The organism is Micromonospora sp. NPDC048947, from assembly GCF_040649495.1.
GTDB lineage: Bacteria > Actinomycetota > Actinomycetes > Mycobacteriales > Micromonosporaceae > Micromonospora > Micromonospora alfalfae.
On the sequence record NZ_JBEZFO010000002.1, the window covers coordinates 350,962 to 375,105 of the forward strand.

Here is a 24,144-nt window from a genome sequence, read left to right on the forward strand (position 1 = left end):
GCGAGGAAGCGAAGATGGCACGTGCGGTCGGTATCGACCTCGGCACGACGAACTCCTGCGTCAGCGTTCTCGAGGGCGGTGAGCCCACCGTCATCGCCAACGCTGAGGGGTCGCGGACGACTCCTTCGATCGTCGCGTTCGCCCGCAACGGCGAGGTGCTCGTCGGTGAGGTCGCCAAGCGCCAGGCAGTGACCAACCCGGACCGGACGATCCGGTCGGTCAAGCGGGAGGTCGGCACGAACTGGTCCGTCGACATCGACGGCAAGAAGTACACCCCGCAGGAGATCTCGGCCCGGACGCTGATGAAGCTCAAGCGGGACGCCGAGGCGTACCTGGGCGAGCAGATCACCGACGCGGTGATCACCGTCCCGGCCTACTTCAACGACAGCCAGCGCCAGGCCACCAAGGAGGCCGGTGAGATCGCCGGCTTCAACGTGCTGCGGATCGTCAACGAGCCGACCGCCGCCGCCCTGGCGTACGGGCTGGACAAGGGCTCCAAGGAGCAGACCGTCCTGGTCTTCGACCTCGGTGGCGGCACCTTCGACGTGTCGCTGCTGGAGCTGGCCGAGGGCGTCGTCGAGGTCAAGTCGACGAGCGGTGACAACCAGCTCGGTGGCGACGACTGGGACCAGCGGATCATCGACCACCTGGTCAAGACCTTCCGTGGTGAGCACGGCATCGACCTCTCCCAGGACAAGATGGCCCTCCAGCGGCTCCGCGAGGCGGCCGAGAAGGCCAAGATCGAGCTGTCCGCCGCCACCACCACCAACATCAACCTGCCGTACATCACGGCCGGCGCGGCCGGCCCGCTGCACCTGGACGTGACGCTCAGCCGCGCCGAGTTCCAGCGGATGACGCAGGACCTGCTGGACCGTTGCAAGGGCCCGTTCGAGCAGGCCGTGAAGGACGCCGGGATCAAGATCTCCGACGTCGAGCACGTCATCCTGGTCGGCGGTTCGACCCGGATGCCCGCCGTGACTGACCTGGTCAAGCAGCTCACCGGCCGCGACCCCAACAAGGGCGTCAACCCGGACGAGGTCGTCGCCGTCGGCGCCGCCCTCCAGGCCGGTGTGCTCAAGGGTGAGGTCAAGGACGTCCTGCTGCTCGACGTGACCCCGCTGAGCCTGGGCATCGAGACCAAGGGCGGCATCTTCACCAAGCTGATCGAGCGCAACACCACCATCCCGACCAAGCGTTCCGAGGTCTTCACCACGGCCGACGACAACCAGCCTTCGGTGCTGATCCAGGTGTTCCAGGGTGAGCGGGAGATCGCGGCGTACAACAAGAAGCTCGGCACCTTCGAGCTGACCGGCCTCCCGCCGGCGCCGCGCGGCGTGCCGCAGATCGAGGTCGCCTTCGACATCGACGCCAACGGCATCGTCAACGTGCACGCCAAGGACCTGGGCACCGGCAAGGAACAGAAGATGACGATCACCGGCGGCTCCTCGCTGCCGAAGGACGACATCGAGCGGATGCGCCGGGACGCCGAGGAGCACGCGGAGGAGGACAAGCGCCGCCGCGACGACGCCGAGACCCGCAACGTGGCCGAGGCGCTCCAGTGGCAGACCGAGAAGTTCCTCGCCGAGAGCGGCGACAAGCTGCCCGGTGAGAACCGCGAGCAGCTCAACGAGGCGCTCGGCGAGCTGCGTGGCGCCCTCGGCGGTCAGGACATCGAGAAGATCAAGTCGGCGCACGAGAAGCTGGCGCAGGTCTCCCAGCAGGCTGGTTCGCTGCTCTACTCGCAGCAGGCCGAGCAGGGTCAGCAGCCGGGTGGCGAGCCCGGTCCGGGTGCGACCGGCGCGACCGGTGCGACCGGCGCGCAGGCCGGCGGCGCCGACGACGTCGTCGACGCGGAAATCGTTGACGAGGACGGTAAGAAGTGACCGTCGGCCTCCGACACGTTTCCACCGCGAAGGGGATGAGGTAGCCGCATGACGCAGAAGCCACGAGCCGCCGACCCGGGCGACACCGGGTCGACGCCGGGTGGCTCCGCGACCACGGAGCCGACCGGCGACGGGGAGCGGGTCGTCATCCGCAACAAGCGCAAGCTCGTCGACACCGCCGAGCCGGAGGGGACCGCCGCCGACGCGGAGACCGGTGTGCCGGCCGAGGGTCTGGTCGAGGACGCCGAGGTGGTGGTCGACGAGATCGAGGTCGAGGTCAACTCCACCGACGGGCCGGAGCCGTCCGGTCCGCCGGTGGTGGACGCCCCGGCGCAGCCGGTGGACGGCGGCGGCGCGGGCACCTCGCTCGGTGCCGAGCTGGAGGCGCTCCGGGCCGAGCTGGACGAGCGGACCAGGGACCTGCAGCGGGTGTCGGCGGAGTACGCCAACTACCGCAAGCGGGTCGACCGGGACCGCAGCCTCGTGCAGGAGCAGGCGACCGGCTCGGTGCTGGCCGCGCTGCTGCCGATCCTGGACGACCTGGACCGGGCCCGGGAACACGGCGACTTGGTCGGGCCGTTCGGCACTGTGGCCGAGCAGCTCACCACCGCGCTGGGCAAGTTCGGCCTGAACGCCTTCGGCGAGCAGGGCGACCCGTTCGACCCGACCCGGCACGAGGCGGTAGCGCACCAGACCTCGGCCGACGTCAGCGAGCCGACCTGCGTACAGGTCATGCGACGCGGCTACCAGCTCGGTGAGCGGCTGCTGCGCCCCGCGCTGGTCGCGGTCGCGGATCCGGAATAGTGCCAGACAGTGACCGGGCCGTCCCGTCCACCGTTCAGCGGTGGGCGGGACGGCCGGGCCACCAGGGTCGGAAGGAGGTGGACCGGTGAGTTCGAAGGACTGGATCGAGAAGGACTTCTACGCCGTGCTCGGCGTGGACAAGGCCGCCTCCGCGGATGACATCAAGAAGGCGTACCGCAAGGTGGCCCGGGAGTCGCATCCGGACCACAACCCGGGCGACCCGAAGGCCGAGGAACGGTTCAAGGCCGCGTCCGAGGCGTACAACGTGCTGTCGGACAGCGGCCGCCGTCGCGAGTACGACGAGATGCGGTCGCTCTTCGGCTCGGGCGCGTTCCGGCGTAACGCCCGGGGTGGGGGTCAGCCGGGCGGCGTGCCGTTCGACGTCTCCGACATGTTCGGCGGCGGCGGGGGCGGCGATCGTCGCTTCGGCGGTGCCGGCTTCCAGGACCTGTTCAGCTCGATCTTCAGTGGCGGTCAGGCCGGCGGGCAGGCCGCGCCACGCGGTCCGGCTCGTGGTCGGGACGTGGAGACCGAGGTGGCGCTGGACTTCGGCGACGCGGTGCGCGGGGTGACACTGCCCCTGACGTTGCGCGCGCCGGGAGTCTGCGACACCTGCCACGGCAACGGGGCCAAGCCCGGCACCCAGCCGCGTACCTGCCCGGTTTGTCATGGTGCCGGCGTGACCACCCGCGACCAGGGGTCGTTCAGCTTCTCCGAGCCGTGCCGCAACTGCCAGGGCGTCGGCACAGTGGTCGAGGAGAAGTGCCCGGAGTGCCACGGCAGCGGCGGTGTCACAAAGACCCGCACCATGAACGTGCGCTTCCCGGCCGGTGTGGCCGACGGTCAACGCATCCGGCTGGCCGGGCGGGGCGAGCCGGGCGAGCGCGGTGGCCCGGCCGGCGACCTCTTCGTGCACGTCAAGGTTCGGCCGGACGAGCTGTTTGGGCGTACCGGGGACGACCTGACGCTGACCGTGCCGGTCACCTTCGCGGAGGCCGTGCTCGGCACGGACCTGCGGGTGCCCACGCTCGACGGTGCGGTGACCCTGCGGGTGCCGCCGGGGACGCCGAGCGGGCGGGTGCTGCGGGCCCGCGGCAAGGGTGTGGTCCGCCGCGACGGGCAGGCCGGTGACCTGCTGGTCACGCTGGACGTGGTGGTGCCGGCCCGCTTGTCGGACGAGGCCCGCACGGCGCTGGAGTCGTTCGCCGAGCAGACCCCGCCGGCGGCCCGGGAACATCTCGACGCACGGGTGCGTCGAGTCAGTTAGTCCGGTGGAATGGACGCGGAGGTGAGCGGGATGTCGGGCGAGTTCCTCGGTTCGGGCGACCCTGCCTACGAGGCCAAGGTGCTGATGATCTCGGTAGCGGCACGGATGGCGGGGATGCACCCGCAGACCCTGCGCCAGTACGACCGACTGGGGCTGGTGCAGCCCGGCCGAGCCGCTGGTGGCGGGCGTCGCTACAGCGTCCGCGACGTGGTGCTGCTGCGCGAGGTGCAGCGGCTCAGCCAGGACGACGGGATCAACCTGGCCGGCGTCAAGCGGATCATCGGGCTGGAGCGGCTGCTGGAGCAGGCGCAGCAGCGGGTGGCCCGGTTGGAGGCGGAGCTGGACGCCGCGTACCGCCGGGTGGCGGAGCTGGAGTCGTTGGCCCGCTTCCCGGGCCGGGATCTGGTGCCGACCAACCGCACCTCCACGGCCCTGGTGGTGTGGCGCCCCCGCCGGACCCCCGATCGCTGACCTGCTGCTCACCCGGACCTGTCTTCTCGGCCCGGACCGCGCTGGATTCCCGGCGCGGTCCGGGCCGCTTCGGTTAGCCTGTCGATAAGGGTCCAATCGGCTTAATCCGGACCTACCGGCATGGCGAGGGGGAGCGATGGCGGAACCGGCGAAGAAGGTGGCCCAGCAGACCGAGGACCGGCTGGAGGACCTGGCCGAGACGGTCCGCAAGAAGTTCGACAAGGTGACCGAGGGGACCTACCGGGACCGGATCATCGCCGGCCGGTTCGCCGAAGACGGCGACCACGCCGACGAACAGGCCCGAGCCGAGACGGAACGCAAGCAGGAATAACCGGTGACCGACGTGCGGGCCGGGACCCACGGGGGGTCCCGGCCCGTTCGCCGTAATCGGGTGCGGGCCGGGACGTCGGGTTGCCGCAGTGGGGGTCCCGGCCCGTTCGGCGCGGTCGGGTGCGGGCCGGGACGCGGCTTGGTTCCTTGCCGCCGCGGAGGCCGGCAATCGAGTCGCAGGCCCTTTGGAGCTGAATCGTCTACGACATCGCGCGGCGGCTCCGGCTCCGAACCGCCTCGTTGTGCCGACTGAGAGGGCCTCGCGGGTGTGAATCGTTTGCGACATCAGCTCCAAAGGGGCTTAGTCGCCCTTTACCCGCCGCCGCTGGTCGGCGAATCCGGCGAATCAGCCGAGGCGGCGGTTTTCGCGGACCAGGCCGCCCTCGCACCAGTCCCGGTAGACGAAGAGGTCCGGTCGGGCCAACAGCACCCGGCCGTTGTGCGCCCAGATCTTCATCAGCTCGTCGCCGTCCCGCTCGGCCTGCTCGACGAGCTTGCGGAAGCGGCGCTTGGGGTGGGCGCGGAAGTTCGTCCGGATGCCGTCGGCCGCGTAGATGTAGAGGCAGTGCAGCGCAAAACGCCGGGCCGGGCAGGTTGGATCCATCGCCAACTCGAAGAGCGTCAACACCAGCCGGTCGCCGGAGACCAGCAGGTCCCAGTCGGGTGGCATCGAGGCCAACGGGACCGAATCGGGCTTGTACGCCCAAGCTCGCAACTCCGCCGGAGTCGGATCGACGGGGTTGGCGAAGCCGTGGAACGTCGACTCCTGCACGCTCACCGGCCAACCTTCCGCTCTCGCCCGCGTTTGGCAACGCTGCCTGCGGACCCTGGCTGCTGGGGCGAAACGGTAACCCGCCGTCGGGTGCTGCGGTAGTACCCGCGAGGAGCAATTCCGCAACCGTTGGCATGGGCGGGTCAATTGCATCGACGGCGCAGCCGATCACGCTCCCATGACGATCCACGTTAGGCGGTGTCAGCGGGTGCCGACGCCGAGTTCGTCATGGGGCTGGAGTGGCTTTTCGCCCCTCCCGGTAGCTGTCCCGGGGATTGGGACCGCGACCGGTGGAGTTCAGCCCACCGAGTCGACGACCGGGGTCTGCTCCCGCCGCTGGGCCGCCGCGCGGTTGCGCAGCCACCGCTTGAACCACGGGAAGTCGGGAAGCCGAGCCAGGATCGGCCCGGTCACCACGGTGATCAGGACGTACGTCGCGGCCAGCGCTGCCAACCGCGGCTCGACGCTCCCGGCGGCCACCGCCAGCCCGGCGATGACGATGGAGAACTCACCGCGGGGTACGAGTGCCAGGCCGGCCCGCCATCGACCGGGTTCGGCGATACCGACCCGGCGGGCGGCGAGGTAGCCGGTGAGCGTCTTCGTCGCCATGGTGACCACTGCCAACGCGAGCGCCGGCAGCAGCACCGGCGGGATGTCCCGTGGGTCGGTGACCAGGCCGAAGAAGACGAAGAACACCGCCGCGAACAGGTCCCGCAGCGGTGAGAGCAACTCGGTCGCGTGGTGTGCCACCGGGCCGGAGAGCGCGATGCCGACAAGGAACGCGCCGACCGCCGCCGACACCTGGAGCTTCGCCGCGAGCCCGGCGATCAGCAGGGTCAGACCGAGTACGCCGAGCAGCAACGCCTCCGGGTCCTTCGCCGACAGGGCGGAGGAGATGAGGTGGCCGTACCGGATGGCGACGACCAGCACGAGCAGCACCGTGCCCACCGCGACGGCGAGTGCGATGCCGCCACCGAGCAGGCCGGTGCCGGCCAGCACGGCGGTGACCAGCGGCAGGTAGAGCGCCATCGCCAGGTCCTCGATCACGAGGACCGACAGGATCACCGGGGTTTCCCGGTTACCCAGTCGTCCCAGATCGGCGAGGACCTTGGCGATCACGCCGGAGGAGGAGACCCAGGTGATGCCGCCGAGCACCAGGGCGGCGACCCAGTCCCAGCCGAGCAGCAGGGCGAAGGCCGCACCGGGCAGCGCGTTGAACACGCCGTCGATCAGCCCGGCCGGGGCCGCCGACCGGAGGTTGCCCACCAGTTCGTTGGCCGAGTACTCCAGGCCGAGCATCACCAGCAGCAGGATGACGCCGATCTCGGCGCCCACAGCGAAGAACTCCTCGCTGGCGGCGAGCGGAAGTAGCCCACCGTGCCCGAACGCCAGCCCGGCGAGCAGGTAGAGGGGGATGGGCGACAGGCCTACCCGGCGGCTCAACCGACCGAGGACGCCAAGCAGCAACAGCAGCGCGCCGACTTCGACGAGCAGAGTGGTGGAATCGTGCATCCGCCTCAGCCGTCCGGGTCACTGTCGGCGAGGATGGCGGACACGCCGTCGAGACCTCTACGGGTCCCGACAACGACCACCACATCGCCGGCCGCGAAGCGGAAGGAGGGGAGTGGCGAGACGATCACTTCGCCTTCACGCAGTACAGCCACGATGGAGGCGCTGGTGCGGGTGCGCGCCTTGGTGTCGCCGAGCTTCCGGTTGACGTACGGGGAACCGGCCGTGATGGCGATCTGCTCGGTGAGCAGACCGGCGGCCTGCTCGCGGAGCCCGGAGAGCTGGCCGAGCATCAGCGACGCGCCGAGGATGTCGGCCAGAGCCTCAGCCTCGTCGTCGGTCAGCGGAATGTCCGACTGGCAGGCGTCGGGGTCGTCGGGATCGTAGAGAACGAGATCACGGCGGCCGTTGCGGTGGGAAACGACGCCCAGGCGGCGTCCGGACTCCGTCACCAGATCGTGACGTACCCCGATCCCGGGTAGGGCGGTCTGCTCGACACGTACTCGCACTCTCCAAGGCTACCGCTTCGTGAACAGAGCGCAGATCTTGGACGGACGGCGCCCCCGGCGTACCGCAGCGACCATGGTCCACTCGACTTCATTGAAACCGCGGTATCCGACGTGGCGGGATGCCCCGACTTCCTGAAAGCCGAGTCGATCAACCGCACCGGACGGGCCGAGGGGCGGGGCCGGACGGGCCGAGGGGCGGGGCTGGGACGCGTTGGTGCCCGCGCCGGCAGAGCGGGCGCGGGCACCTGGACACGCCTACGGTCAGCGGAGGCTGGCGAAGAACTCGCGGATGTCGGCGACCAGCACCCCGGTGGCCTGGTGGGCCGCGTAGTGGCCGCCGACCTCGCCCCGGCCGTCGACGTCGGTCTCGTACGCCGTCCACCGGACGATGTTCGCGTGGTCGCGGTCGGCAAAGCGGCGGATGGACTGGAAGTCGCCGGGGAACATGGCCAGCGCGGTCGGAGCGGTGGTCGGCTCGGTCGGCGCCTCGCCGGCGTGCGCGTCCTCCCAGTAGAGCCGGATCGCCGAGGCGGCAGTGCCGGTGAACCAGTAGAGCGCCACGTTGGCCAGGATGAAGTCGGCGTCCAGGCTCTCGTCGAAGAGTTGGGCGTTCCAGGCGAGCAGCCCCACCGGCGAGTCGACCAGGCCGAACGCCAGGGTCTGCGGCTGCTGACTGTGCACCTGGTTGAAGGAGAACTTGTTCTCGTAGAACCACTGGAGGTGCCCGAGCGCCGCCTGGTCGGTCTCGGAGAGCCCGGCGAACTCGGCCGGGTCGCCGGAGGGGAACGAGAAGAGTTGGGTGACGTGTACGCCGAGCACCCGCTCCGGATCGACCCGGCCCAACTCCGGCGCGATCATCGAGCCGGCGTCGTTGCCGATCGCGCCGTAGCTGTCGTACCCCAGGCGGTTCATCAGCTCGGCCCAGGCGCGGGCGATGCGGTACCGGTTCCAGCCGGCGCTGCGGGTGGGGCCGGAGAAGCCGTAGCCCGGCAGCGACGGGATGACCACGTGGAACGCCGGCGCGGCCGGGTCGGTCGGCTCGGTGAGCGGGGCGATCACGTCGAGGTATTCCAGCACCGACCCGGGCCAGCCGTGGGTGAGCACCAGCGCGGTGGCGTCCGGCCGGGACGACCGGACGTGCAGGAAGTGGATCTGCTCACCGTCGATCTCGGTGACGAACTGCGGGTGGGCGTTCAGCCGGGCCTCGACGGCCCGCCAGTCGAACTTGCCCTGCCAGTGGTCGACGAGGGCGCGTACCCGGTCGCTGCTCATCCCGTACGAGTCGCCCGTCCCGGGCAGGTCGGCGGGCCAGTTGGTGCGGGCCAGCCGGGCGGCCAGGTCGTCGAGGGTGGTCTGCGGGATCTCGACGTGGAACGGGCGGATCGCGGTGTCGCTCATGAGGGAACCCCTTCGGAACGGAATGTTTCGTTCTGCAATCACCATAGCAGAGCGGAACGATCCGTTCCACTGTTAGGCTGAGGGCATGTCAACGACTTCTGGCAAGACGTTGGGCGGTCGCCGCGCCCAGGCCGCCCGCAACGACGAGGTCATCCTCGAAGCCGCCCGCGCCGTCTTCCTCGACGACCCGAAGGCCCCGATCGCCGCCGTCGCGGACCGCGCGGGCGTCGGCATCAGCGCTCTCTACCGGCGCTACGCGGGCAAGGAGGACCTGCTGCGCCAGCTCTGCCACGACGGGCTGCGCCGGTACGTCGCGGAGGCTGAGGCCGCCCTCGACAAGCCGGACGACTGGGCCGCGTTCACCGGCTTCCTGGCCCGGGTGGTCGACGCCGACGTGCACTCGCTCACCGTCCACCTGGCCGGCACCTTCACTCCGACCGAGGAGATGGGCCGGGACGCGATGCGCGCCGGTGAGTTGGCCACCGCCCTCGTCGACCGGGCCCACGCCAGCGGGCGGCTGCGCCCCGACGCCGTCGTACACGACCTGGGGTTGTTGCTGGAGGCGTGCGCGGCGGTCCGCGTACCCGATCCGGAGCGGACCCGCCAACTGCGCCGCCGGCAGCTCGCGGTCCTGCTGGCCGGTCTGTCGTCGGCGTCGGGCGCGGACCCGCTGCCCGGCCCGCCTCCGGCGGCCGGCGAGTTCGACTGGCGGTGGCGGCGCCGGGAGTGATGGGCGTCACGCGCTAAGGTTGAGCGGAATACGCTCAACTCTGGTTGTGTCCAACCCAATGGACAACGCCGATCCGGGGGAGCCCATGAACACCGAAAGACTCACCACAAAGAGCCGCGAAACCATCACGGGCGCTGTCGCGCTGGCCAACCAGCGTGGCCACGCCACAGTGGAGCCCTGGCACCTGCTCCTGTCACTCCTGGACACCGACGGCTCGACCGCCACCGGCCTGCTGCGCGCCGTCGGGGCCGACCCGACCGAGCTGCGCCAGGCCGCCCAGCGCGCTGTCGACAACCTGCCGGCCGCGCGCGGCTCCAGCATCGCCGAGCCGACGTTGGCCCGGGAGTTCGTCAACGCCATCGGCGCCGCCGAGCAGATCGCCCGGCCGCTGGGCGACGAGTACACCTCCACCGAGCACCTGCTCGCCGGCCTGGCCCGGGTGGGCGGAGCGGTGTCCGGCGCGCTGAAGACCGCCGGTGCCACCGAGGAGGCACTGGTCGCCGCCTTCCCGACCGTCCGCGGCGGGGACCGCCGGGTCACCACCGCCGACCCCGAGCAGACCTACCAGGCCCTGACCAAGTACGGCGTCGACCTCACCGCCAGCGCCCGGGACGGCAAGATCGACCCGGTCATCGGCCGGGACTCCGAGATCCGTCGGGTCATCCAGGTGCTCTCCCGGCGTACCAAGAACAACCCGGTGCTGATCGGCGAGCCCGGCGTCGGCAAGACCGCGATCGTCGAGGGCCTGGCCCAGCGGATCGTCACCGGCGACGTGCCCGAGTCCCTGCGCGACAAGAAGCTGATCTCGCTGGACCTCGGCGCGATGGTCGCGGGCGCGCAGTACCGCGGCCAGTTCGAGGAGCGGCTGAAGTCCGTCCTGGAGGAGATCAAGAACTCCAACGGGCAGGTCATCACGTTCCTCGACGAGCTGCACACGGTCGTCGGCGCCGGCAAGGGCGAGGGCTCGATGGACGCCGGCAACATGCTCAAGCCGATGCTGGCCCGTGGTGAGCTGCGGATGGTGGGCGCCACCACGCTTGACGAGTACCGCGAGCACATCGAGAAGGACCCGGCGCTGGAGCGCCGTTTCCAGCCGGTGCTGGTCGGTGAGCCGACCATCGAGGACACCATCGGCATCCTGCGTGGGCTCAAGGAGCGCTACGAGGTGCACCACGGCGTACGGATCACCGACGCCGCGCTGGTGGCCGCCGCGACGCTGTCCGACCGGTACATCACCGACCGGTTCCTGCCGGACAAGGCGATCGACCTGGTCGACGAGTCCGCGTCCCGGCTCCGGATGGAGATCGACTCCCGTCCGGTCGAGGTGGACGAGATCGAGCGGGCGGTCCGCCGGTTGGAGATCGAGGAGATGGCGCTGGCCAAGGAGCCGGACGCCGCCTCGGCCGAGCGGCTGGAACGACTCCGCAAGGAGTTGGCCGACAAGCGCGAGCAGCTCACAGTGCTCTCCGAGCGCTGGCAGACGGAGAAGAGCCACATCACCAAGCTCTCCACGGCCAAGGAGGAGCTGGAACGCCTCGGCGGTGAGGCCGAGCGGGCCGAGCGGGACGGCGAGCTGGAACGCGCCGCCGAGCTGCGCTACGGCCGGATCCCCGCCCTGAAGGTCGAGCTGAAGCAGGCCGAGGAGGAACTGGCCCAGCTCCAGGCCGACGGCGCGATGCTGAAGGAGGAGGTCGGCGCGGACGACATCGCCGCGGTGGTCGCCTCCTGGACCGGCATCCCCGCCGGCCGCCTGCTGGAGGGTGAGACGGCCAAGCTGCTGCGGATGGAGGAGTCGCTGGGCGGCCGGGTGGTCGGCCAGGCCGAGGCGGTCGGCGCGGTCTCCGACGCGGTACGCCGTGCCCGGGCCGGCATCGCCGACCCGGATCGCCCGACCGGCAGCTTCCTGTTCCTCGGCCCCACCGGCGTCGGCAAGACCGAGCTGGCCAAGGCCCTCGCCGAGTTCCTCTTCGACGACGAGCGGGCCATGGTCCGCATCGACATGAGCGAGTACGGCGAGAAGCACTCGGTCGCTCGCCTGGTCGGTGCCCCGCCCGGCTACGTCGGTTACAACGAGGGTGGTCAGCTCACCGAGGCGGTGCGCCGACGGCCGTACTCGGTGGTGCTGCTTGACGAGGTGGAGAAGGCTCACCCGGACGTCTTCGACGTGCTGCTCCAGGTGCTCGACGACGGCCGGCTCACCGATGGCCAGGGCCGCACCGTGGACTTCCGCAACGCGATCCTGATCCTCACGTCCAACCTCGGGTCGTCGGTGATCAGCGACCTGACGCTCGCCGATGAGCAGCGCCGGGAGGGCGTGCTGGCAGTGGTCCGGTCGCACTTCAAGCCGGAGTTCCTCAACCGGCTGGACGACATCGTGGTCTTCGCCTCGCTGCGTGGGGACGACCTGCGCTCCATCGTCGACATCCAGTTGAACCGGATGCGGCGGCGGTTGGCCGATCGCCGGCTGGGTCTGGCGATCACCGATGCCGCCCGGGACTGGCTGGCCGAGCACGGCTACGACCCGATCTACGGTGCGCGACCGCTCCGTCGCCTGGTCCAGACCGCAATCGGAGACCAACTGGCCAAGGCACTGCTCTCCGGAACGATCCGGGACGGCGACACCGTCAAGGTCGACCTGGCCGACGCGAAGGAAGGGTTGGCCGTCACCTCCGCCTGATCCCCTCACCCCCCCGAGCGCGGTGATCAAGAGGTTTGCGTCAGATTCGCGTCTTCTCATGACGCAAACCTCTTGATCAACAGGGTGGGACGGGGGTGGATGGGGAAAGGGGTGGGGCATGTTTGGGATTGGGAAGAAATGGGAGCGCGAATTGGGCGCCGCCGTCGACGAGTTGGTGGCGGCTGACACGCTCGCCTTTGGTGGGGTGGGGATCGCGGGCACGCTGTTGCCGGTGACCGAGGCGTACCACCGGGTCGAGGCCGCCCTCAGCGACCACCCCGAGGAGGTACGCCGTCAGCTCGACCGGGTGCTGGCCGACGGCACACCCGCAGGCCGGGCGTACGCGGCCACGCTGCTGGAGCGGATCGACCCGGAGGCGGCTCGAGCGGCCTGGACGTCGCTGCGGGACGATCCGAGCGAGTTCACCACGTTCGTCGGCTGCGTGATGGACCGGGAAACCCTTGGCACGTACGCCAGTCGGCGGCTCGCCGCAGCATGATCCATTCGCCGGTCGGTGCTGCCCGATCGGTGCTGCCGGTCGCGGACGACGCGCCGTACGTTGCGAGCCATGAGCCCGCCCGCCACCGCGCCGCGTCCGCCCCGCCCGATCACCGTGACCGTCGCCTTCTGGCTGCAACTGGCAGTGGTGCTGGTGCTGCTCGGCCTGGCCGCGCTGACGGTGGCCGAGGCGGTGCACTTCGACGGCCAGATCGACCGCGCGGTACGGCTGGTGCCGGACGCCGACCCGGCCGAGGTGGCTGGCGAGCGGCAGGGCAACGTCGCGATGACGCTGGTCCTCGGCGTGCCGGCGGTGTTGCTCGCGGTCTGGCTGGCGGCCACCGCCGTCCCGGTCCGGCGGGGCGTCAACGTCGCACGGGTCCTGGTCTTCGTGGCCAGTGGCGGGCAGTTGCTGGTCTGCTTCGCGCAGTGCTGTTGCGGAGGGTTTCTCGTGCCGGCGCTGACCATGCCGGACATCGGCGACGAGCCGCCTCAGGACTGGGACGAGTGGGAGACCTCCACGTTCTTCGACACGCTCTACTCCGGCACCGATCCCTGGGACGACCTGTTCTTCCCCGCGGCCGGGCTGGGTGTGCTCACCGTTCTGGCCCTCTCCGCAACAGTGGTCCTGCTACTGGCCCTGCCGCCGGCGAACCGCTGGTTCGTGCCGCGCACCGCGAACGAGGCGTTGCCCGGCCCGGCCTGGGTGATGCCAGTCCCCGCCTACGCCCCTACCGGTTACGGATACCCGACAGCTCCGCTCGTGCCGGGCTTCCTGCCGCCGAACCAGCCGCTCCCACCCGGCTACCTGATCTGCCCCGACCCGGCCGCGCACCTGACGCCGGGAGCGCCGGGCACCTCACCAGGGCCGACCGGACCGCCGGCGGCCCCTCCGGACGACATGCCCGACCACCTTCGCTAGCTGAGCTGTCGGCCACAGCAAGGGCCTTCCTGGTGCCGAGGGTTGTTACCGTCTGCGCCGACGTACCTGGGGAGGTGGTCGCATGGAAGCGCTGGTGACGTGCCTGGTGGCGGCTGTTGCCGTACTCGCGGTGGTAGTGGTCGTCGTGCGGGCCCGCCGACGGCCGACGGGCCGGCCCGACGGCCAGCCGGCGGAGCCACCACGCGGCGGCCCGCTCCGACTGACCCCTGGTGACCGCGTGCGCATCCGCGAGCGGGAGTACGCGGTGATTGCCACGATCCGCCTCGTCGAGGGCGACTGGAGTTGGGTGCAGCACCTCATCGACGACGACTCCGGGACCCGCCACCGGCTCTCCGTGGAGAACGGCCCCGAACTTGAGCTGGTGTTCTGGACCGCCGAACCAGGCGCCACAGTCACCCCGGGCGCCCCGACCATCGAGCTCGGCGGGCGGCGCTACACCTGGGCCGAGACCGGGCAGGCGCGTTACACCGCCACCGGCGAGACCGAATTGCCGTCGACCGGGACGATGCGCTACCACGACTACCAGTCCGGTGGCGCGGCGCGGCTCTCCTTCGAGGCGTACGGCGAAGAGGGCTGGCGGGTCGCGCGCGGCAAGCTGCTCGACAGCGTCGACCTGGCGATCCGCCCGCCCCGTGCCTGAGGCCCGCTGAGCCGGACCGGGCGGACGCGCCGGGCTCGTCACGGCATGCCGAACTGGCCGGTTGTCGATACGGTGTGGGCGCGATCTTAGGGAAGGAGAATCGTGGTCGATTCCCAGAGCACGCCGGCCCGTCAGCGGCCATCCATTGTGTCGATTTCCAGTTACCTGCTTTTCCTGTTCCTGGCACTCCAGGTGATCAGTCTGATCGTCACGCTCAGCACCTTCGGCACGACGCGGGACGCGGTCCGTGCGGCGTACGCGGACAGCGCCACCGATGGTGACCAGGTGGCCGACGTCTTCGCCGTCGTCGGCATCGGCGGGAGCATCGTCCTGCTGCTGCTCGCGGTCGTGCTGGGCGTGCTGGCTCTGTTCAACAACCAGGGCCGCAACGGCGCCCGGATCACCACCTGGATCGTCGGCGGCATCATGGTCTGCTGCGTGGGCGGTGGCCTGCTCAGCAACGCGGCCGGCGGGTTCAACACCGGTGGCGGGACCACCGGCGACGGGCCGAGCCCCGAGGAGATCCAGCGCCGCCTGGACGAGGCCCTGCCCTCCTGGGTCACCCCGGTCAGCCTCGTGCTCGGCGTGCTCGGCCTGATCGCGCTGATCGCCGCGCTGGTCCTGCTGGCGTTGCCGAAGGCCAACCCGTTCTTCCGCAAGCCCACAGCGGGCTGGGAGCCGCCGACCCCGGGCGCCAGCTACCCGGGTCCGCAGGCGCCCGGTCAGCCGGGCTACCCGCAGGCATCGGGTGAGCCGGGTTATCCGTCGAGTGGGGAGCCGAGCTACCCGCCGCCACCGGCAGCGAACCGGCCGGACGACACGCCGCCCACGGATCGGCCCGGGTCAACCCCGCCGTCGACGAGCTGACGGCTCGATAAGCACGACGCCGACGATCCCTCCGAGTAGGTTGCAACCCGACGCCTACCGGAGGGATTCGTCGTGTCGTACCCGGAATCGGCACCGGCCCGCCGGCCCGCCGCCGTCCTGTCGGCCGTGACCGTGCTGTTGGTGATGGCTGTCGCCGCGCTGGCGTACGCCGTGGTCGACCTTGTGGTGCTGGGCGGGACTGTCGACGCGTTCCGCTCCGCCGCCCGCGACACCTCGGCGAGCCCGGAGCAGATCGACGACGTGGTGACTCTGCTCCGCGCGTCCGCGGTGCTGTCGGCGGTGGTGGCGGTGCTCTCCGCGCCGCTGCTCGCCGGCCTGGCCCTCGGTCTGCTGGCCGGTCGCAACGGTGTCCGGGTGGCGACCTGGGTGGTCAGCGGGCTGGGCCTGCTCGCCGGCTGTTGCAGCGTGGCGGTGGTGGTCGGCGAACGGGCCGCGCCACTGCAACTGGGCGCCGACGAGCACGCTCTCGCCGAGTTGCTGGGTCTGATCGGCGACGCGTACCCGTCCTGGTGGATCCCGCTCAACGCCGGGCTTTCCGTCGCACAGGCGCTCGGTTACCTTGTAGTAGCTACGTTGCTGGTACTGCCGGCGGCGAACAGGTGGTTCGGCCGCCACCGCTCGACTGCGCCAACCGCCCCGCCCATGTTCCCGCCCGCCCCGCACCAGCCCCCGCCGGCGCCGCACACGCCCCCGTACCCGCCCAGGTGAGGACCACTCCGTGACGCTCGACCCCACGACTGCCGAGCGCCGTGCCCTGATCACCGGGGCCACCGCCGGCATCGGCGCGGCGTTCACGCGGCGGTTGGCCGCCGACGGCTGGCACCTGGTGCTTGTTGCCCGCGACGCGGCGCGGCTGGCCGAGCTGGCCGCCGAGCTGGGTTCCACGCACGGACACGAGGTGGAGACGATCTCGGCGGATCTGTCCACCGACGACGGCTGCGCGACCGTGGAGCAGCGGCTCGCCGACGGCAGTCCGGTGCACCTGCTGGTCAACAATGCGGGGATCAGCCTGAACAAACCGTTCCTGCGCTCCACGGCGGAGGACGAGGCGCGACTGTTGCGACTCAACGTGCACGCGGTCATGCGGCTGACCCTGGCGGCGCTCCGTCCGATGACTGAACGGCGAAATGGGGCAGTGATAAATGTCTCTTCGGTCGCCGGGTTCGGTACGGCGATGCCCGGATCGACGTACTCCGCCAGCAAGGCGTGGGTCACCAACTTCAGTGAGTCCGTCGGGCAGTCGACGCGGCCGTTCGGCGTCCAGGTGATGGCCCTCTGCCCCGGCTACACCCGCACCGAATTCCATCAGCGGGCTGGCATCAACATGTCCAAGACGCCGGAGTGGCTGTGGCTGCGGGCCGAGGATGTGGTGGACGAAGCCCTGCGTGACCTGCGCAAAGGCAAGATGGTCAGCATCCCGGCGTGGAAGTACAAGGTGGTCGTCGCCGGCATGCGACACGCACCGCGGCGACTGCTCCAGGCGGTCGCGCGGGACACCCGCGGCCGGATCGGTCGCGACGAGCGCTGAGCTTCGACCGGCCCGCCGACACCGATCACGTGGTGGGACGACGTTGGCACGCCGCTGTCGGGCCAGTTGCTGAGCGTAGTCGAACATAGCCAGTCATCGGTTCCCCTCGGGGCTGATCAGGGTGGACCCCGCACACGGCGTTCAGAGTTGCGCAGTAACCTCTATCGCCATGGGGGACCACGACGACCTGCGTAAATTCATTACCGACCTGGCTGTGGTCCACGGCCGGGTCGTGCTCTCGTCGGGGCGCGAGGCAGACTGGTACGTGGATCTGCGGCGCGTCACGCTCCATCACCGGGCCGCTCCTCTGGTCGGCCGGGTGTTGCTGGACCTCACCGCCGACTGGGAGTTCGACGCCGTTGGGGGCCTCACCCTGGGCGCGGACCCTGTCGCGCTCTCGATGCTGCACGCCGCCGCTCCGACCGGTCGGGCCCTGGACGCCTTTGTGGTGCGCAAGGCGGGCAAGGCCCACGGTCTTCAGCGGCGGATCGAGGGACCGGAGGTGGCTGGCCGTCGAGTGTTGGCGGTGGAGGACACATCCACGACGGGCGGAAGTGTTTTGACAGCTGTCGAGGCGCTTCGCGAGGCCGGGGCGGAAGTCGTGGGCGTGGTGGTTATTGTTGATCGAGGCGCCGGCGACGCGGTGCGAGCCGCCGGATTGCCGTACCGGGCGGCCTATACGTTGGCTGACCTCGGCCTTGTGGCGTAAAAGTCTGCCGATTCGGATCTGCTGATATGCAGGCGGATCGATGCTGCTGGTGGAAGGATGGAATACGTGGGAACTGCGTTGGCCGAAATGACTATGCCTCAGATCTCGCCGCTAAACGGCGAGCCGATCGAACGTGCCGATGCCGAGCGTCTCGCCGGGGTCCTCAAGGCCCTTGCTGATCCTGCTCGGTTGCGGCTGCTCAGCCTGATCCAGTCGGCCCCCGAGGGCGAGGCGTGCGTCTGTGACCTGACGGCGCCGCTCGGCCTCTCTCAGCCGACGGTCAGTCATCACCTGCGTATCCTCACCGAGGCTGGCTTGTTGCAGCGGGAGAAGCGCGGTGTCTGGGCGTACTACAGCCTGGTCCCGAGTGCGATCGCGACGATCGCCGACCTGCTGACCCCGCCGCGTAAGCGGGCCACCAAGAAGGCCCGCTGACGTAGGCACTACACGCCGTCCCGAGCCGGGGCGGCGTCCGGTGGCGAGCCAGGGGTGGCGCCACCGGTGGTTGACACCTGCTCGTCCCCGGTCGCACCACCGGAGGCCGGGTTCGACATGCCGACGGCCGACCCCCTTGCCAGGGGGCCGGCCGTCGTCGTACCGCTCAACGGTCCTGACCGTGCTCCGGGTGCTGACGACCGTGCTGGTGCCCGTCGTGGTCGAACGCCTCGCGGGCCGCCTCCACAGCACCGGCGGCACTGGCCGCCGCGACCACAGCGACCGCCTCGCCGCGCTTGCGAGCCCGCCGGTCACGCAGGAACTCGAAGAAGATCGGCAGTACCGAGATCAGAATGATCAGGGCCACCACCGGCAGGATGTAGTGGTCGATCTTGTCGCCGATGGCCTGGTAGATCTGCTCGGCCAGCAGGTAGCCGATCAGCAGGATGCCGTCCACCCAGAGGACCGCGCCGACGATGTTCCAGAGCAGGAACTTCTTGGCCGGCATCCCGAGCGCGCCCGCGACCGGGTTGAGGAACGTCCGGACGATCGGAATGAAGCGCGCCAGCACGACGGCCTTCGCCGGGCCGAACTTCTGGAAGTAGTACTCGGCCTTCTCCACGTACTCCTTCTTGAAGAGCCGGGAGTTCGGCCGTTCGAACATCGGCCGGCCGTACCGCGCTCCGAGCCAGTGCCCCAACTGTGCGCCGACGACCGCGCAGATCGGCCCACCGATCAGCAGGCCGGCAAGGGAGAGGCGGGTGCCGTCGCCGAAGATCGCGTCCGCCACCGGTGACGAGGCGACCCCGGCGAGGAACAGCAGCGAGTCACCCGGGAAGAAGAAGCCCACCAGCAGGCCGGTCTCGGCGAAGAGGATCACCCACACGCCGATCAGCCCGAAGGTCTGCAACAGATCCTTGGGATCGAGCGGGTTCAGGGCGACGCTCTCCACGAGAGCGCGGGTCTTCTCAGCTGTGTCCACGGCCACAAAGGGTACCGAAGCCCAGGGTCCCGCCCGCGCCGGACCGGCCCGTCACCACCCGCCCGCGCCGTGGGGTCCAACGACGGTGCCCCGCCGACCAGTGGTGGTCGACGGGGCACCTGTGGTGCGGGGTGGGTCAGGCGACGAAGCGGGTCCGGCGACGCTTGGCCACCAGGTAGCCGCCGACGCCCGCGGCGAGCAGCAGCGCGCCGAGGCCGGCGATCAGCCCGGTGGACTGACCGGTGATCGGCAGCGAGCCGCCGTCACCGTCACCGCCGCCGTTGCCGCCGGTCGCGTTCACCAGGATCTTGGCGACGTCGTTGGCCGGGTTCAGGTCCTTGATCTCGGTCTCCTCGTGCCCGGTGCGCAGCCTGACCTCGCCGGCCTGGTCACCGGCCTGGTCGATCCGCACCTGGAACTCGTAGTCGGCCTTCTCGCCCTTCTTGATCGAGCCGTCCACGAAGCACCGGTAGACCCGCGCGCCGGGCTTGCCCGGCTCCCACGCGTCGTCGTCGGAGTCGAAGCAGTTCTCCGGAGCGCGGACGGCGGTGACGCCCTTCGGCAGCGTGACAGTGGTGCCGATCCAGGGCGACTCGCTACCACCCGTGTTGACGGTCGCCGGCCCGTTGTTGACGTAACCGACAGCGAGCCCGACGGTGGCGCCGACGGCACCGGTCACCGTCGCGCCGCGCGCCGCCACATCGGCCCGCTGGTCGCCGGTCACCTGAAGATCGACCCAGGTCGAGTTGTCCAACGGGTTGAGGTCGGTCTGCCGGGAGCGCAGGTTCATGACCGGCTCCAGCTTCAGCTCACCCTCGGTACCGTTCGGCCCGAGCTTGGCCGGGAGTTCGGCCTCGGACCTGTACTCGTCCCAGTCGGCGGGCGTGAACCAGATGGAGAACCCACCGAACGTGTTCGGCGCCCAGGTGTCGGCAGGCACGGTGAACCCGAAGCTGTCGTCGAGGCGGAAGCTGCCGTTCTTGGCGATAGTGGCGTCCAGGCGGCAGGCGAACTCGAAGTCGTGCAGCAGGCCCTCGGTGTACTCGCAGTTCTCGTAGCGCTTCGACGGCTGAAGACCGTCCGGGGCGACGACGTAGAGAACCGCGTCCTTCGCGGGCACCTCGCCCCGGTTCGTCACCTGGAACGGGGCCTTCAGCGTGGCACCGGGCGCGCCTTTGAGCTCCAGGGACTCGTTGGTGCGGAGGTCGACGCCCTCGCCCGTTTCGACAGTCGAGCTGTAAGAGGCGGATCCGGACCTGCCGTCCGGCGTGACAGTGAAGCCCAGCTCGCCCTTCTGATCGGGCTTGGCGTCGGCCTTCGCGCGAACGACGAGGGAGACGAGGTTCAGGTACGAGCCGTCGTCGTCCTGGTCCTCGACCTTGCACGTCAGGATCGCACCGGACTCGGTGCAGTTGTCCCCGCTGCTCTCGACGTCGGCGAAACCGTCGATCTTGCTCCGGTCCACCTTGATCGTGTAGTCACCGGGCTGCCGCTCCGTGGTGAGCGAGAAGAGGGTGACCCACTTCTCGATGCCGCCGGACGCGACGATCACGTTGTTCGCGTACAGGTCGAGATTCTCTGCCGGTGCGGCGGAGGCTGCCGGTGCGGCGGAGGCGGGGATGGCGGCGGCAGCGACGAACGCGCCTGCCACGCCCAGGCCGGCGAGCCAACGCCGGGTGGAGTGGGTGAGCATGAGGGGGGTTCCTCCAGTTGGGGGATCAGGTGGAGCCTGCGGATCTTAAGGAACCGCTAAGACTGGCGGCAGCCCGCAAAGCCGCCCGCTGAGCAAGACAAACCAAAAGGTTGATCAGAGTCACCGCAATGTTCGATCGGTCCGCTTCCGTCATCTGAGGCAGGAGCCCCCCGGGAGGTGCAGTGACGTACGAGGAGTTCGCGGACACGCGGCTGGCCCCGCTGCTGCGGTACGCGGTGATGCTGACCGGCGAACCACACCAGGCTCAGGATCTGGTCCAGGAGACCATGGTCCGGGTTCAGCTCAACTGGCGTCGGGTCGCCCGCGCGGATTCGCCCGAGCGTTACGTACGCCGGATGCTCACCAACCAGTACGTCGACTGGCGGCGCGGCTCGTGGGTGCGCCGGGTGCTGTTGCGCGGGGAGCCCGACGCGTCGGTGCCGGTGCCCACCGACCACGCCCAGTCCGCCGTGGACCGGGACCAGGTCTGGTCCTGGCTGTCCCGGCTGCCCCGTCGGCAGCGGGCCGCTCTGGTGCTGCGCTACTACGAGGACCTGCCCGACGTCGAGATCGCCGACATTCTCGGCTGTGCCGTCGGGACCGTCCGTTCGTCCATCTCCCGAGCCCTGGCCACGCTCCGGGCCGAGTACGTGGAGGCGTGAACATGATCGAGGATGACCTGCGTGCCGCGTTCGCCCGGCACGAACCGTTGACCCCGTCGGCCGGGCCGCTGCGGGTAGCGATCGACCGGCTCGCCGCTGTCCGCCGTCGCCGTCGGCAGCGTTTCCAGGCCGCTGGCGTCACGCTCGCCCTGCTCGGCGCGCTCGGAATCGGGGTGCCGCAACTGCGGCCCGATCGACCGGTAGAGGGCTCGTTGTTGCCTGGTCGACCGGTTGATGCGCAGTCCGGGGCGCTGAATGTCCTGCTGCTCGGCGTGGACGGATTCGGCGAGGAGCCGCCGTACCGGTTGGCGGACTCCGTCCTGCTGGTGCACATCCCGGCCGACCGGAGCCGGCCGTACCTCATCTCGTTGCCGCGCGACCTGGAGGTGTCGATCCCCGGCCGGGGGATCGAGAAGCTCAACAGCGCGTTCTACAGCGGTGCCGGCGAGCCCCGGCCCGACCTGGACGCCGGCTACGACCTGACCCGCCGGGTGGTCGCCGACGTGACCGGGGTACGCGTCGACGCTGGCGCGGTGCTGACCTTCGCCGGTCTGCGTCGGATCACCGAGGCGGTCGACGGGGTGGAGGTGTGCCTGCCGAAGGAGGTTCGGTCCTGGCACACCCGCCGGACCTTCCCGGCCGGCTGTCAGGTGCTCGACGGGGCTGCCTCCGTCGACCTGCTGCGGCAACGGCGGTACCTGCCCGACGGCGCGTTGGACCGGGACCGCAACGCCCAGCGTTACGTCGCCGGGCTGGTCCGGCGGGCGGTCGCGCAGGACGTACTGACCAATCCGGTCCGGCTCGCCCGGCTGCTGTCGGCGGCCGGCACGGGTCTGGCGGTCGACGACGACGGTCTGCCGCTGACCCGGCTGGTGGCGGTGTTACCCGAGCTCAAGAGCGTCGACCCGGTGGGGCTCAGCCTCCCGGTCGGCCCCCCGGTGGACGACGCTTCGCGGCTGCCGCTGGACCCGAGGCAGGGCCCGGAGTTCCTCGCCGCGCTGCGTGAGGATCGGTTGGCGCAGTGGGTGGCGCAGCACCCGGAGCAGGTCGATCCCGTCCGCTGAGGAACGAGGACATCACGACGACGCCCCACCAGCCCGGTACGGGCCGGCGGGGCGTCGCTCGGAGCGGGCCGGGGTCAGGCCACGGAGCGGGGGCTGCGGCGTCGGGCCAGCAGGCAGCTCGCCGCACCGGCGACGAGCAGCAGGGCCCCGATGCCGGCGATCAGGGTGGTGGGAGCACCGGTGATGGGCAGTGAGCCACCGCCACCGCCGCCATCACCATCACCGTCACCGTTGCCTTGGCCACCGCCGCCCTGGGCCGCGTTGACCACGATGGGGGCGGTGTCGTTTGCCGGTTTGGTGTCGTCCTTGAAGCCGCCGCCGGCGGGGCACTCGCACGGCGCGTTGACCCGCACCGCACCCCGGGCGTTGGAAATGACCCTGTCGATGCGCAGCCGGAACTTCAGCGGGTAGCTCTGCCCGGCCACCAGCAGCATCTCCGACGCGCACTGGTAGGTGCGAGTGCCCTGCCGCAACTGACAACTGTCGGGGACCTCGACGGCGGTGGTGCCCGGCGGCAGCTCGACGTCGGTGTGTGTGGCGGCCTCGAAGTCCCCGTTCGTTCTGTCGAGCGTCGCCGGGCCGTTGTTCCGGAAGCCGACGGTCGCCGTGACGATGGTGCCGGCCGTGCCCTTGAGCGTGGCGCCGATCGCCGCGAGGTCGGTGCCGTTCTGGCCGGTGGCCTTGATGGTCCACCCGGTGTAGTCGTTACCCGGGCCGACATCGGTCTGGTCGGCCTGCCGCACCCTGTCGGGGGCCTCGGCAAGAGTCAGTTTCGGGCCGCTGCCGGGGGTGGCCGCACGGGTGCCGACGGCCGTCCGCACCCGGGTCAGGTCCTCGAAGTCGGCAGTGGTCATGAACTGGGCGTAGCCGGAGTGGTTGGCCGGCGCGTAGGTGTCCTTGCCGAATTCGAGGTTCAGCGTGGTGGCCAGCCCGGTGCCGACCGGGATGTCCTCGTCGAAGTGGCAGGAGACCAGGTGGTCGTCGGAGTAGCGGCAGTTGCTGAAGCGGTCCCTGGTTCGGATCGAGTAGGGGAGGTCGAAGACCGCGACGAACCCGGTGACGGTCATGTCGCCGGCGTTGGCCACGACCAGCGGCACAGTGAACTTCCCACCCGGCTTGGCGGAGAGGCTGGTGAACGGTCCGCCGGCCAGGTCGACCCCCTCGCCGACCCGGACCCGGGAGGTGTAGCTGCCGCGCTGACCGCCGGCCGCCTGGAAGCTGACCACGACGTCGCCGGAGTCGCCGAGCTGCGCATCCTCGGTGAGGCCGAGGTGCACCCGCTTGGCTCCGTTGCGGTAGATCCCGCTGCCGAGCGGCGGCATCTCGTACAGGACGACATCGGAAGGCTCAGTGCAGACGAGAACGCCCGGTTCCGGCGCGGTGCACTCCTGGCCGTCGGCAGGAGTCACAGTGACCTTGTTGGCCAGGGAGCGGTAGTCGTACCGCACGGAGACGTCGGTGAGGACCGTCGGCTCGTCGGCGTGCAGCAACAGGCCCCGGATGGTCGCCTCCGAGCCGATGGCCAGTGTGGCGTCCTGGAAGTAGGGCTCGATAGTGGGTGCGGCGACGGCAGGGGTGGCGGAGGCGGCGATCAACGCGCCTGCGGCGCCGAGCCCGGTCAACCAGCGGAGCGAGTGCTTGAGCATGAGGTCCTCCCGTGGGGGTACAGGTGGCGCTCGTCCAACCTAGGGACGCCCAGACTCCTCCGGTAACCCCTTTCGGATCGATATTCGTCTAATGACCCGAACGGCT

General features: G+C 70.3%; 24 protein-coding genes. 17 read left to right on the forward strand and 7 right to left on the reverse strand.

Annotated features, from left to right (window positions below; genetic code table 11):
• Positions 1-14: 14 nt before the first annotated feature.
• The 5 genes from dnaK to AB0B98_RS05025 all read left to right on the forward strand — a co-directional run bounded on the left by dnaK (position 15) and on the right by AB0B98_RS05025 (position 4,756).
• Positions 15-1,883, forward strand: a complete 1,869-nt coding sequence (dnaK, locus tag AB0B98_RS05005) for a molecular chaperone DnaK (RefSeq protein WP_112640920.1) — start codon at positions 15-17, stop codon at positions 1,881-1,883.
• 48 nt (positions 1,884-1,931) lie between these two features.
• On the forward strand, positions 1,932-2,687 hold the full coding sequence (grpE, locus tag AB0B98_RS05010) for a nucleotide exchange factor GrpE (RefSeq protein WP_238669750.1): 756 nt from the start codon (positions 1,932-1,934) through the stop codon (positions 2,685-2,687).
• 85 nt (positions 2,688-2,772) lie between these two features.
• Complete coding sequence (gene dnaJ, locus AB0B98_RS05015) at positions 2,773-3,954, forward strand: molecular chaperone DnaJ (RefSeq protein WP_357360997.1); 1,182 nt, start codon at positions 2,773-2,775, stop codon at positions 3,952-3,954.
• Between the two features lie 30 nt (positions 3,955-3,984).
• Entirely contained in the window at positions 3,985-4,425 is a 441-nt protein-coding gene (locus tag AB0B98_RS05020; protein ID WP_030332087.1) for a helix-turn-helix transcriptional regulator, read from the forward strand.
• Between the two features lie 136 nt (positions 4,426-4,561).
• On the forward strand, positions 4,562-4,756 hold the full coding sequence (locus AB0B98_RS05025) for a hypothetical protein (protein WP_357360999.1): 195 nt from the start codon (positions 4,562-4,564) through the stop codon (positions 4,754-4,756).
• 345 nt (positions 4,757-5,101) lie between these two features.
• On the opposite strand, the gene AB0B98_RS05030 is transcribed toward AB0B98_RS05025, so the two are convergent.
• The 4 genes from AB0B98_RS05030 to AB0B98_RS05045 form a co-directional block, all read right to left on the reverse strand.
• On the reverse strand, positions 5,102-5,533 hold the full coding sequence (locus AB0B98_RS05030) for a hypothetical protein (RefSeq protein ID WP_030332093.1): 432 nt from the start codon (positions 5,531-5,533) through the stop codon (positions 5,102-5,104).
• Between the two features lie 291 nt (positions 5,534-5,824).
• On the reverse strand, positions 5,825-7,039 hold the full coding sequence (locus AB0B98_RS05035; RefSeq protein WP_238669753.1) for a cation:proton antiporter: 1,215 nt from the start codon (positions 7,037-7,039) through the stop codon (positions 5,825-5,827).
• A 5-nt stretch (positions 7,040-7,044) separates the two neighbouring features.
• Positions 7,045-7,545, reverse strand: a complete 501-nt coding sequence (locus AB0B98_RS05040; RefSeq protein WP_030332098.1) for a TrkA C-terminal domain-containing protein — start codon at positions 7,543-7,545, stop codon at positions 7,045-7,047.
• A gap of 261 nt (positions 7,546-7,806) precedes the next feature.
• A complete protein-coding gene (locus tag AB0B98_RS05045) occupies positions 7,807-8,943 on the reverse strand; it encodes an epoxide hydrolase (protein WP_357361001.1) in 1,137 nt (378 codons plus the stop codon).
• A gap of 85 nt (positions 8,944-9,028) precedes the next feature.
• On the opposite strand from AB0B98_RS05045, the gene AB0B98_RS05050 reads away from it, so the two are divergent.
• From AB0B98_RS05050 to AB0B98_RS05095, 10 genes are all read left to right on the forward strand, one after another.
• Positions 9,029-9,673, forward strand: coding sequence for a helix-turn-helix domain-containing protein (locus tag AB0B98_RS05050; RefSeq protein WP_357361003.1), 645 nt, complete (start codon positions 9,029-9,031; stop codon positions 9,671-9,673).
• An 85-nt stretch (positions 9,674-9,758) separates the two neighbouring features.
• Positions 9,759-12,350 carry an ATP-dependent chaperone ClpB gene (clpB, locus tag AB0B98_RS05055; RefSeq protein ID WP_357361005.1) on the forward strand — a complete coding sequence of 864 codons (2,592 nt, stop codon included), beginning with the start codon at positions 9,759-9,761 and terminating at the stop codon, positions 12,348-12,350.
• Between the two features lie 118 nt (positions 12,351-12,468).
• Positions 12,469-12,849, forward strand: a complete 381-nt coding sequence (locus AB0B98_RS05060; protein ID WP_357361007.1) for a hypothetical protein — start codon at positions 12,469-12,471, stop codon at positions 12,847-12,849.
• Between the two features lie 69 nt (positions 12,850-12,918).
• Positions 12,919-13,770 carry a hypothetical protein gene (locus AB0B98_RS05065; protein ID WP_357361009.1) on the forward strand — a complete coding sequence of 284 codons (852 nt, stop codon included), beginning with the start codon at positions 12,919-12,921 and terminating at the stop codon, positions 13,768-13,770.
• Positions 13,771-13,852: 82 nt separating this feature from the next.
• On the forward strand, positions 13,853-14,431 hold the full coding sequence (locus AB0B98_RS05070; protein ID WP_357361011.1) for a DUF4178 domain-containing protein: 579 nt from the start codon (positions 13,853-13,855) through the stop codon (positions 14,429-14,431).
• Between the two features lie 102 nt (positions 14,432-14,533).
• Positions 14,534-15,298, forward strand: coding sequence for a hypothetical protein (locus AB0B98_RS05075; protein ID WP_357361013.1), 765 nt, complete (start codon positions 14,534-14,536; stop codon positions 15,296-15,298).
• Between the two features lie 72 nt (positions 15,299-15,370).
• Complete coding sequence (locus tag AB0B98_RS05080; protein WP_357361015.1) at positions 15,371-16,027, forward strand: hypothetical protein; 657 nt, start codon at positions 15,371-15,373, stop codon at positions 16,025-16,027.
• Between the two features lie 10 nt (positions 16,028-16,037).
• Positions 16,038-16,847: an SDR family oxidoreductase gene (locus AB0B98_RS05085; protein ID WP_357361017.1), complete on the forward strand. Its 810-nt coding sequence runs from the start codon at positions 16,038-16,040 to the stop codon at positions 16,845-16,847.
• Positions 16,848-17,016: 169 nt separating this feature from the next.
• Positions 17,017-17,556 (forward strand): orotate phosphoribosyltransferase, encoded by a 540-nt coding sequence (gene pyrE / locus AB0B98_RS05090; protein WP_112586136.1) that lies wholly within the window; start codon positions 17,017-17,019, stop codon positions 17,554-17,556.
• Positions 17,557-17,613: 57 nt separating this feature from the next.
• Complete coding sequence (locus AB0B98_RS05095; protein ID WP_030332125.1) at positions 17,614-17,991, forward strand: metalloregulator ArsR/SmtB family transcription factor; 378 nt, start codon at positions 17,614-17,616, stop codon at positions 17,989-17,991.
• A 166-nt stretch (positions 17,992-18,157) separates the two neighbouring features.
• On the opposite strand, the gene AB0B98_RS05100 is transcribed toward AB0B98_RS05095, so the two are convergent.
• Complete coding sequence (locus tag AB0B98_RS05100) at positions 18,158-18,979, reverse strand: DedA family protein (protein ID WP_357361019.1); 822 nt, start codon at positions 18,977-18,979, stop codon at positions 18,158-18,160.
• Between the two features lie 130 nt (positions 18,980-19,109).
• Positions 19,110-20,666, reverse strand: coding sequence for an LPXTG cell wall anchor domain-containing protein (locus AB0B98_RS05105; protein ID WP_357361021.1), 1,557 nt, complete (start codon positions 20,664-20,666; stop codon positions 19,110-19,112).
• Between the two features lie 182 nt (positions 20,667-20,848).
• Here AB0B98_RS05105 and AB0B98_RS05110 point away from each other — a divergent pair, with 182 nt between their 5' ends.
• On the forward strand, positions 20,849-21,328 hold the full coding sequence (locus AB0B98_RS05110; protein ID WP_112586142.1) for a SigE family RNA polymerase sigma factor: 480 nt from the start codon (positions 20,849-20,851) through the stop codon (positions 21,326-21,328).
• Between the two features lie 2 nt (positions 21,329-21,330).
• Positions 21,331-22,392 carry an LCP family protein gene (locus tag AB0B98_RS05115; protein ID WP_357361023.1) on the forward strand — a complete coding sequence of 354 codons (1,062 nt, stop codon included), beginning with the start codon at positions 21,331-21,333 and terminating at the stop codon, positions 22,390-22,392.
• 74 nt (positions 22,393-22,466) lie between these two features.
• On the opposite strand, the gene AB0B98_RS05120 is transcribed toward AB0B98_RS05115, so the two are convergent.
• Complete coding sequence (locus AB0B98_RS05120) at positions 22,467-24,038, reverse strand: LPXTG cell wall anchor domain-containing protein (protein ID WP_357361026.1); 1,572 nt, start codon at positions 24,036-24,038, stop codon at positions 22,467-22,469.
• Between the last annotated feature and the right edge of the window lie 106 nt (positions 24,039-24,144).

Excerpts from the sequence above, each read along its gene's own strand:
- dnaK (WP_112640920.1), top strand. The coding sequence starts at position 15 with ATGGCACGTGCGGTCGGTATCGACCTCGGCACGACGAACTCCTGCGTC.
- grpE (WP_238669750.1), top strand. The coding sequence starts at position 1,932 with ATGACGCAGAAGCCACGAGCCGCCGACCCGGGCGACACCGGGTCGACG.
- AB0B98_RS05020 (WP_030332087.1), top strand. The coding sequence starts at position 3,985 with ATGTCGGGCGAGTTCCTCGGTTCGGGCGACCCTGCCTACGAGGCCAAG.
- AB0B98_RS05025 (WP_357360999.1), top strand. The coding sequence starts at position 4,562 with ATGGCGGAACCGGCGAAGAAGGTGGCCCAGCAGACCGAGGACCGGCTG.
- AB0B98_RS05035 (WP_238669753.1), bottom strand. The coding sequence starts at position 7,039 with ATGCACGATTCCACCACTCTGCTCGTCGAAGTCGGCGCGCTGCTGTTG.
- AB0B98_RS05045 (WP_357361001.1), bottom strand. The coding sequence starts at position 8,943 with ATGAGCGACACCGCGATCCGCCCGTTCCACGTCGAGATCCCGCAGACC.
- AB0B98_RS05050 (WP_357361003.1), top strand. The coding sequence starts at position 9,029 with ATGTCAACGACTTCTGGCAAGACGTTGGGCGGTCGCCGCGCCCAGGCC.
- clpB (WP_357361005.1), top strand. The coding sequence starts at position 9,759 with ATGAACACCGAAAGACTCACCACAAAGAGCCGCGAAACCATCACGGGC.
- AB0B98_RS05060 (WP_357361007.1), top strand. The coding sequence starts at position 12,469 with ATGTTTGGGATTGGGAAGAAATGGGAGCGCGAATTGGGCGCCGCCGTC.
- AB0B98_RS05065 (WP_357361009.1), top strand. The coding sequence starts at position 12,919 with ATGAGCCCGCCCGCCACCGCGCCGCGTCCGCCCCGCCCGATCACCGTG.
- AB0B98_RS05070 (WP_357361011.1), top strand. The coding sequence starts at position 13,853 with ATGGAAGCGCTGGTGACGTGCCTGGTGGCGGCTGTTGCCGTACTCGCG.
- pyrE (WP_112586136.1), top strand. The coding sequence starts at position 17,017 with ATGGGGGACCACGACGACCTGCGTAAATTCATTACCGACCTGGCTGTG.
- AB0B98_RS05095 (WP_030332125.1), top strand. The coding sequence starts at position 17,614 with ATGGAATACGTGGGAACTGCGTTGGCCGAAATGACTATGCCTCAGATC.
- AB0B98_RS05105 (WP_357361021.1), bottom strand. The coding sequence starts at position 20,666 with ATGCTCACCCACTCCACCCGGCGTTGGCTCGCCGGCCTGGGCGTGGCA.
- AB0B98_RS05115 (WP_357361023.1), top strand. The coding sequence starts at position 21,331 with ATGATCGAGGATGACCTGCGTGCCGCGTTCGCCCGGCACGAACCGTTG.
- AB0B98_RS05120 (WP_357361026.1), bottom strand. The coding sequence starts at position 24,038 with ATGCTCAAGCACTCGCTCCGCTGGTTGACCGGGCTCGGCGCCGCAGGC.